The 7077-nt window shown below is 70.9% G+C and carries 7 protein-coding genes; all 7 read right to left on the bottom strand.

Features of this window, described 5'->3' with window-relative positions; translation table 11 throughout:
- Nucleotides 1-227: 227 nt before the first annotated feature.
- The 7 genes from BLR95_RS14715 to cobW all read right to left on the bottom strand — a co-directional run bounded on the left by BLR95_RS14715 (nucleotide 228) and on the right by cobW (nucleotide 6941).
- Nucleotides 228-2198 (bottom strand): BCCT family transporter, encoded by a 1971-nt coding sequence (locus BLR95_RS14715; protein ID WP_092621904.1) that lies wholly within the window; start codon nucleotides 2196-2198, stop codon nucleotides 228-230.
- A 43-nt stretch (nucleotides 2199-2241) separates the two neighbouring features.
- The gene (locus BLR95_RS14710) at nucleotides 2242-2697 is read right to left on the bottom strand and encodes an RrF2 family transcriptional regulator (RefSeq protein WP_092621902.1); all 456 of its coding nucleotides are present in this window, start codon (nucleotides 2695-2697) and stop codon (nucleotides 2242-2244) included.
- Nucleotides 2698-2702: 5 nt separating this feature from the next.
- Nucleotides 2703-3152, bottom strand: a complete 450-nt coding sequence (gene dut, locus BLR95_RS14705) for a dUTP diphosphatase (protein ID WP_092621900.1) — start codon at nucleotides 3150-3152, stop codon at nucleotides 2703-2705.
- Nucleotides 3152-4369: a bifunctional phosphopantothenoylcysteine decarboxylase/phosphopantothenate--cysteine ligase CoaBC gene (gene coaBC / locus BLR95_RS14700; protein WP_092621898.1), complete on the bottom strand. Its 1218-nt coding sequence runs from the start codon at nucleotides 4367-4369 to the stop codon at nucleotides 3152-3154. Before coaBC ends, dut begins: the two co-directional genes overlap by 1 nt.
- A 253-nt stretch (nucleotides 4370-4622) precedes the next feature.
- Complete coding sequence (locus BLR95_RS14695; RefSeq protein ID WP_092621896.1) at nucleotides 4623-5354, bottom strand: DUF2937 family protein; 732 nt, start codon at nucleotides 5352-5354, stop codon at nucleotides 4623-4625.
- A complete protein-coding gene (locus BLR95_RS14690) occupies nucleotides 5351-5845 on the bottom strand; it encodes a hydrogenase maturation protease (RefSeq protein WP_092621894.1) in 495 nt (164 codons plus the stop codon). The genes BLR95_RS14695 and BLR95_RS14690 overlap by 4 nt, the downstream gene beginning before the upstream one ends.
- Nucleotides 5846-5855: 10 nt before the next feature.
- Complete coding sequence (gene cobW / locus BLR95_RS14685) at nucleotides 5856-6941, bottom strand: cobalamin biosynthesis protein CobW (protein ID WP_092621892.1); 1086 nt, start codon at nucleotides 6939-6941, stop codon at nucleotides 5856-5858.
- Nucleotides 6942-7077: the final 136 nt, after the last annotated feature.

Raw genomic sequence — 7077 nt, 5'->3', positions numbered from 1 at the left:
CCCTCGGCGATATCTGCGACCTCTACACTCCAGACGAATGCTGGAACTACCTCAAGCACGCCGGATATGCGTCAGATTAAAGGCTCACCGCTCTAAAACCCCAGCCAGGGGGGCAAGCCCCCCTGGGTGGGGTTTTGATTCATGGTGGGGTCTGGGGAGGCCCCCGGCCTCCCCAGCGGGGTTCAAAGGGGCGGCGCCCCTTTGCATGTCGCGGCCGCCACCGTCCCTCAGCGGGTCAGGTGCAGGAACTGGACGTGTTTCTGGTACTGCGAGAGGATGTCGCCGATGATCTGTTCGCGGGTATAGCCGAAGACGTCGTAGTTCTGGCTGCCTTCCGAGAGAAACACCTCGGCCCGGTAGTACTGGTCGTCGGCGGCCTCGCCATCGCCCCGTCCCTGCCCCTGGGCGAAGGCATAGTCGTCGGCGGCCTCGAAGGAGCGTGGTTTGACGGCATAGAGGAAGTCACGTTCGCTGCCATGGTGGATGGTCAGGGCGGCCTCGCGCCCGTCGATGCGGGCGTTGGCCTCCAGGTGACCCAGCTTGCCCACTTCCTCGGCCACCTCCTGCATGGCGCCAAGCACGGTGTTGTGCAGGAAGGCCTCGATGCGGCCGCGCCTCGGCTGATGCACGATGTTGGCCAGCCAGCGCCGCCAGTCGACCTCGGCGCCCTGGATCTGCACGTGGCTCATCAAGGCGCCGGCCTCGCGCCGCGCCGCCTCGATGCGCAGACTCTTCAGCAGGGCGTAGCAGACCGCCAGCATGACGAAGGCAAAGGGCAGGGCGGCGGTGATCGAGGCCGTCTGCAAGGCCCCCAGGCCGCCGGCCAGCAGCAGGGCGGCGGCCACCAGCCCCTCGGCCAGGGCCCACATGGTGCGCTGCCAGACCGGCGTGTCGCCGCGCCCGCCGGAGGTGATGATGTCGATCACCAGCGAGCCCGAGTCCGACGAGGTGACGAAGAAGGTGACCACCAGCACCGTGGCCACAAGCGAAGACACCCCGGCCCACGGGAACTGCTCGAGGAAGGTGAACAGGGCCAGCGGCACGTTCTCGGACACCGCCCGGGCGATGGCCCCGCCGGCCACCCCCTGGTCCAGGCTGATGCCGCCGTTGCCGAACACGCTGAGCCACAGGAAGGTGAAGCCCACCGGCACCAGCAACACCCCGACCACGAACTCGCGGATGGTCCGCCCGCGCGACACCCTGGCGATGAACATGCCGACGAAGGGCGACCAGGCGATCCACCAGGCCCAGTAGAACAGGGTCCAGCCGCCGATCCATTCGTTGGGCTCGTAGGCGTAAAGGGTGAAGGTCTTGCTGACCACTTCCGACAGATAGGCCCCGGTGTTCTGCACCGTCACCTTGAGCAGGAACAGGGTCGGCCCGGCCAGCAGCACGAACACCAGCAGGATCAGGGCGAGGATCAGGTTGAGGTTGGACAGCCGCTTGATCCCGGCATCCAGCCCGGCGACCACCGAGGCGGTGGCCATCAGGGTGATGACGGCGATCAGCAGCAACTGCACGCCGGGAGTCTCCGGCACGTCGAACAGGTAGGCCAGCCCGGCGTTGACCTGCAACACCCCCAGGCCGAGCGAGGTGGCCACCCCGAACATGGTGCCAAGAACGGCGAAAATGTCGGCGGCATGGCCCAGGGGCCCGTGGATGCGCTCGCCCAGCAACGGGTGCAGGGCCGAGCGGATGGTCAGCGGCAGATCGTGGCGGAAGGCGTAGTAGGCCAGGGCCAGCCCGATCACGGCATAGATCGCCCAGGCGTGGATGCCCCAGTGGAAGAAGGTGATCTTCATCGCCTCGCGGGCCGCCGCCACGTCGCCGCCGACGCCCACCGGCGGGTTGGTGAAATGCATCATCGGCTCGGCGACGCCGAAGAACATCAGCCCGATGCCCATGCCGGCGCTGAACAGCATGGCGAACCACGAGGCATAGCTGTAGTCGGGCCGCGAATCGTCCGGCCCCAGGCGCACCTGGCCATGCGGCGACAGGGCGAGGCCCAGCGCGAAGACCACGAAGACCGCCACGGCCAGCATGTAGAACCAGCCGAAGGTCTCGACGATCCACGTCTGCACGGCGGCGAAGGTGCTGTTGGCGGCCTCGGGAAAGCTCACCCCGAAGACCACGAAGGCCAGGGTGAGGGCCGCCGAGCCGATGAACACCGGCGGGTTGATGGTCTCGGGCAGGCGCATGGCTCCGTCTCCTTTCGGGTGGGCGGCGCGGTGCACACCGGGATCAGATGCAGAAATCGACCGGCGGGGGCGGTTGGTCCGGTTCGATGCCCTGACTCTGGGCCTGCCGGCACAGGTCGTCCAGGCTGATGGTGTCGAGCTGGGCCAGCCACTGCTCGGCCAGATCGTCCCACAGCGGGCGGACCACCACCTGCCCCAGGGCCGAGGCCGGGGCGTCGGCGTCGTCGGCCGGGGCCTCCTCGACCTCGAGCAGGCGGACAATCTCGCCCAGGCTGATGCGCCGACGCTCGCGGGCCAGCCGGTAGCCGCCCCGGGGGCCGCGCACCCCGGTCAGGATGCCGCCGCGCACCAGTTGTTGCAGGGTCTGCTCCAGGTAGCGCCGGGGGATGCCCTGGCGCTGGGTGATCTGGCGGCTCTGCACCGGCTCGCCGCCGGCGTGATAGGCGATGTCGAGCACCGCCTCCAGCGCGTACAGGGTCTTGCGGCTGGGCCTGAGCATGGGCGTCAGACCCCGGTCGAGCCCAGCCCGCCGGCCCCCCGGGCGGTTTCGGGCAGGCTGTCCACCGGCTGCCAGGAGAGCCGCGCCACCGGCGCCACCACCAACTGGGCGATGCGCTGGCCGGGCTCGATGGTCACCGACGCGTGGCCGTGGTTGATCAGGATCACCTTGATCTCGCCGCGATAGTCGGCATCGATGGTGCCCGGGCTGTTGAGCACCGTCACCCCGTGCCGCGCCGCCAGCCCGGAGCGCGGGCGAACCTGCGCCTCGTAGCCCTCGGGCAGGGCGATGGCGAGCCCCGTGGGGATGGCCTCGAAAGCGCCGGCGGCCAGGGTCTGCGGGCCGCCGATGGCGGCCATCAGGTCGACCCCGGCGGCGTGCGCCGTGGCCGGGGTCGGCAGGGGCAGGGTGTCGGCGTGGGGCAGGCGGATAACGGGAACGGCAACGGGGTCCATCAACGGGTCTCCAGATGATCGGCGATGCGTCGGGCGAGGCGCCGGGCGATCTCGGTCTTGGCCGCCGTGGGCCAGGATTCCATGTCGGCGGCGTCGATCAGGTGCACGGTGTTGTCGGGGCCGCCGAAGGTGTCGGTGCCCGGGCCGACCTGATTGGCGATGATCCAGTCGCAGCCCTTGCGGGCCAGCTTGGCCCGGGCGTGCTCCAGCAGGTGGTCGGTCTCGGCCGCGAAGCCGACCACCAGGGCCGGGCGCCGATCCGCCGGCAGGCCGGCCAGGGTGGCCAGGATGTCCGGGTTGGCGACCAGTTCCAGGCGCGGCGGGGTGGCGTCGGCGTCCTTCTTCAGCTTGCCCGGGGCCGGCGCGGCGGCCCGCCAGTCGGAGACCGCCGCCGCGCACACCGCGATGTCGGCCGGCAGGGCGGCCCGGCAGGCGGCCAGCATCTCCTCGGCGGTTTCCACGTGGCGGGTATCGACCCCCGGCGGGTCGGCCAGCGTCACCGGCCCGGTGACCAGGGTCACCGCCGCCCCCAGCTCGGCCAGGGCGGCGGCGATGGCATGGCCCTGGCGGCCCGAGGACTGGTTGGAGAGGAAGCGCACCGGGTCCAGCGGCTCCCGTGTCGGGCCGCTGGTGACGATGGCGCGGCGCCCGCGAAGGCGCTGGTCGGCCGGGGTCAGGGCGGCCTGGATGGCGGCCACGATGTCGGGCACCTCGGCCAGCCGGCCGGGGCCGTACTCGCCGCAGGCCATTTCGCCCTCGGCCGGGCCGACCACCCGCACCCCGCGCTGGGCCAGGGTGGCCAGGTTGGCCTGGGTCGCCGGGTGGGTCCACATGCGCACGTTCATGGCCGGGGCGACCAGCACCGGGGTGTCGGTGGCCAGCAGCACCGTGCTGGCCAGATCGTCGGCCAGCCCGTGGGCCATGCGCGCCAGCAGGTGGGCGGTGACCGGGGCGACGACGATCAGCTCGGCCTCGCGCGACAGTTGGATGTGGCCGATCTCGTGCTCGGTGGTCAGGTCGAACAGCTCGTCGGCCACCGCCTGACCGCTCAGGGTCTGCAAGGTCAACGGGGTGACGAACTGCTTGGCGCCCCGGGTCGGCAGGCAGCGCACCTGGGCGCCCCGCCGAACCAGCTCGCGAACCAGCTCCGGCGCCTTGCAGGCGGCAATTCCCCCCGAGACGATAAGGAGAATCCGCCGCCCTTCCAGTTCAGTCATGGTATTCCCCAGGATTTACGGGCGGAAACTGTGATTAGCCTACGCCGGCGCTGGCGGTGGCGCAAGGGGCGGTGCAAAGGGGCGCTGCCCCTTTGATCCCCGCCGGGGAGGCCGGGAGGCCTCCCCAGACCCCACCATGAGTCAAAACCAGTCAGAGGGGGCTTGCCCCCCTCTGACTGGTTTTAAGTCACGGCGGGGGTCCGGGGGGCCCCTGGTCCCCCCGGCGGGGGTCAAGGGGGCAGCGCCCCCTTGGCTACGGTTCCCTGGGCGGCGCCTTGGGTCGCGGCGCAAGGCTGGGGCCGTCGGGCGGCGTCTTTCGCGGGGTTTCCGCCAGCACCGCCTTGAGGGCGGCGCGCAGGGCTTCCGGGTCGGCCTGGGCCAGCGGGTCGGGCTTGGGGCGGGGGGCCGGCTTTGGGGCCGGCGGTGGCGGGGCCAGGGCCGGCTCGCGGCGCGCCTTCTGCCCGTTGCCGCCGTTGCCGGACTTGCGGCGGCGCGGCGGGGGATCGTCGCGCCGTTCCGGGGGGGCGAGAAGCACCGCCAGGGGCAGCTTGATCACCTCCCAGGCGAGCAGGGCCAGCCCCATGCCGACCACGGTGAAGACCAGCCCCGGCGGGTCGAGCGGCAGGGCCGGGGTGAAGTGCCGCAAGGCGGCAAAGGCGATGTCCGGCTCGACATGGCGCAGGAAGACCGCCGGGCGCAGGAAGGCATCGGCGTTGCTGATCGCCGCGAAGGCGCTTTGCAACTCGCCGACCCGGGCCGCCAGTTCGGTTTCCACGGCCAGCCGGCTGGCCTCGGACAGCTCGGCGTAGGCCCCGGCCTTGGCGTGCACGCGCTCAAGCTGGACCCCGGCCTCGTCGAGATGGCCGCCCAGGCGTTGCAGATAGGCGGCCAGGAAGGCCTGGGTCTGCGAAAACAGCATCCCGGCCCCGGCGGCGAGCAGGGCGGCGAAGAAATTGTCGAGTTTGCGCATCAGCCAGGCGGTCATCGGCCCCCACCCATCGCCGGCTTCAGGGATTGGCCCAGGGCGGTGGCGACCGCCTCGGCCAAGGGGGGCATCATAGCCGCCACCGGGGCCGACAATCCATGGCCCAGTGTGAGGTCGGCCGCCTCCACCGCCAGCACCACCAGTCGCCCCGGCAGGCGCTTCAGGACGGCGGCGGTGTGGATCGCCTGGGCCACCCCGAAGGCGTGGCTGTTGGTGGCGAACAGGCGTCCGGCCAGGGGGTTGAGCAGGCTGCCGTCGGCGCTGTCCAGACGGTGCAGGGTGCCCGGCGCGGCGCCGCTCTGGGCGGCGTCGACCAGCACCACCGTTTGGCGGTCCTCCCACAGGGCGATCAGGCCCAGCCCCTCGCCATGGTGGGCGACCACCTCGACCCCCGGCAGGCGCCCCTCAAGATGGGCCACCAGCCGGTGACCCAGGGCGTCGTCGCCACGGTCCGGGTGGCCCACCCCCAGAACCAGATCGGGCCGCCTCATCCGGCCCCCCTCATCCGGCCCCGCCCAGGGCGGCCAGATCGGCCGACAGCCGGGCCCGGTCGAAGCCGGTCAGGGCGATGGCGACCAGCCGCCCCTGACGCGCCTCGCCGTCCCGCCAGGGGCGGTCGAAGTAGCGCTCGATGCGCGGCCCGACCGCCTGCACCACCTGACGCATCGGCTTGCCGGGCACATCCAGCACCCCCTTGACCCGCAACAGGCCGTGGGCGGCGATGACCTTCTGAAGGCCCGCCTGAAGCGCCGCCGGATCGGCGATGGACGGGATCTCCACGGCCAGACTGTCGAAGTCGTCGTGGTGATGGTCGGCGTTGTCGATCCCGTCGTGATGGCTCGGCCGGGCGTCGAGATCGTCCTCCGCCGCCGCTCCCAGGCCAAGCAGCAGATCACCCGGCACCTCGGCCTGGGTGGTGGCCAGCAGCGACACCCCGGGGCGCAGCCGAGGAGCCAGATCGGCCTTGACCCGGGCCATGGTCGGCCCGTCCACCAGATCGGCCTTGTTGAGCATCACCAGATCGGCACACTGAAGCTGATCGGTGAACACCTCCTCCAGCGGGTTCTCGTGGTCCAGCCCGGGATCGGCCCGGCGCAGGGCCTCCACCGCCGCCGGGTCGTCGGCGAACAGGCCGGCCGCCACCGCCGGCGTGTCGATCACCGCGATCACCCCATCCACCGTCACCCGCGAGCGCACGTCCGGCCACTGAAACGCCTTGATCAACGGCTTGGGCAGAGCCAACCCCGAGGTCTCGATGACAATGTGATCGGGCGGGTCGTCGCGCTCGATCAGATGCTGCATGGTGGGCAGGAACTCATCGGCCACGGTGCAACAGATGCAGCCGTTGGCCAACTCCACCACGTCACCATCCCGACAACCCGGAATGTCACAGGACACCCCCTCGGCGGCGCCCCGGTCCAACACCAGACGATCCATGCCGATGTCGCCGAACTCGTTGATGATCAACGCAATGCGCCGACCGGCCGGGTTCTCCAGCAAACGCTGGATCAAGGTCGTCTTGCCAGCCCCCAGAAACCCCGTGATCACCGTCGCCGGTATCCGCGACAAATCCTCAAACCGCGCCATGTGACACTCCTCAAAAGCCGATATCACTCTCCCAGAGATGCCAGCGCGCGGAGCCACGCCAAGGGGGCGCTGCCCCCTTGGAACCCCCGCCGGGGGGACCAGGGGCCCCCCCGGACCCCCGCCGCGACTTAAAGCC

It is taken from the genome of Roseospirillum parvum (assembly GCF_900100455.1).
Classification (GTDB): domain Bacteria; phylum Pseudomonadota; class Alphaproteobacteria; order Rhodospirillales; family Rhodospirillaceae; genus Roseospirillum; species Roseospirillum parvum.
Note: the sequence above shows the minus strand (reverse complement) of the source record. Positions and strands in the feature narration are given on the sequence as shown.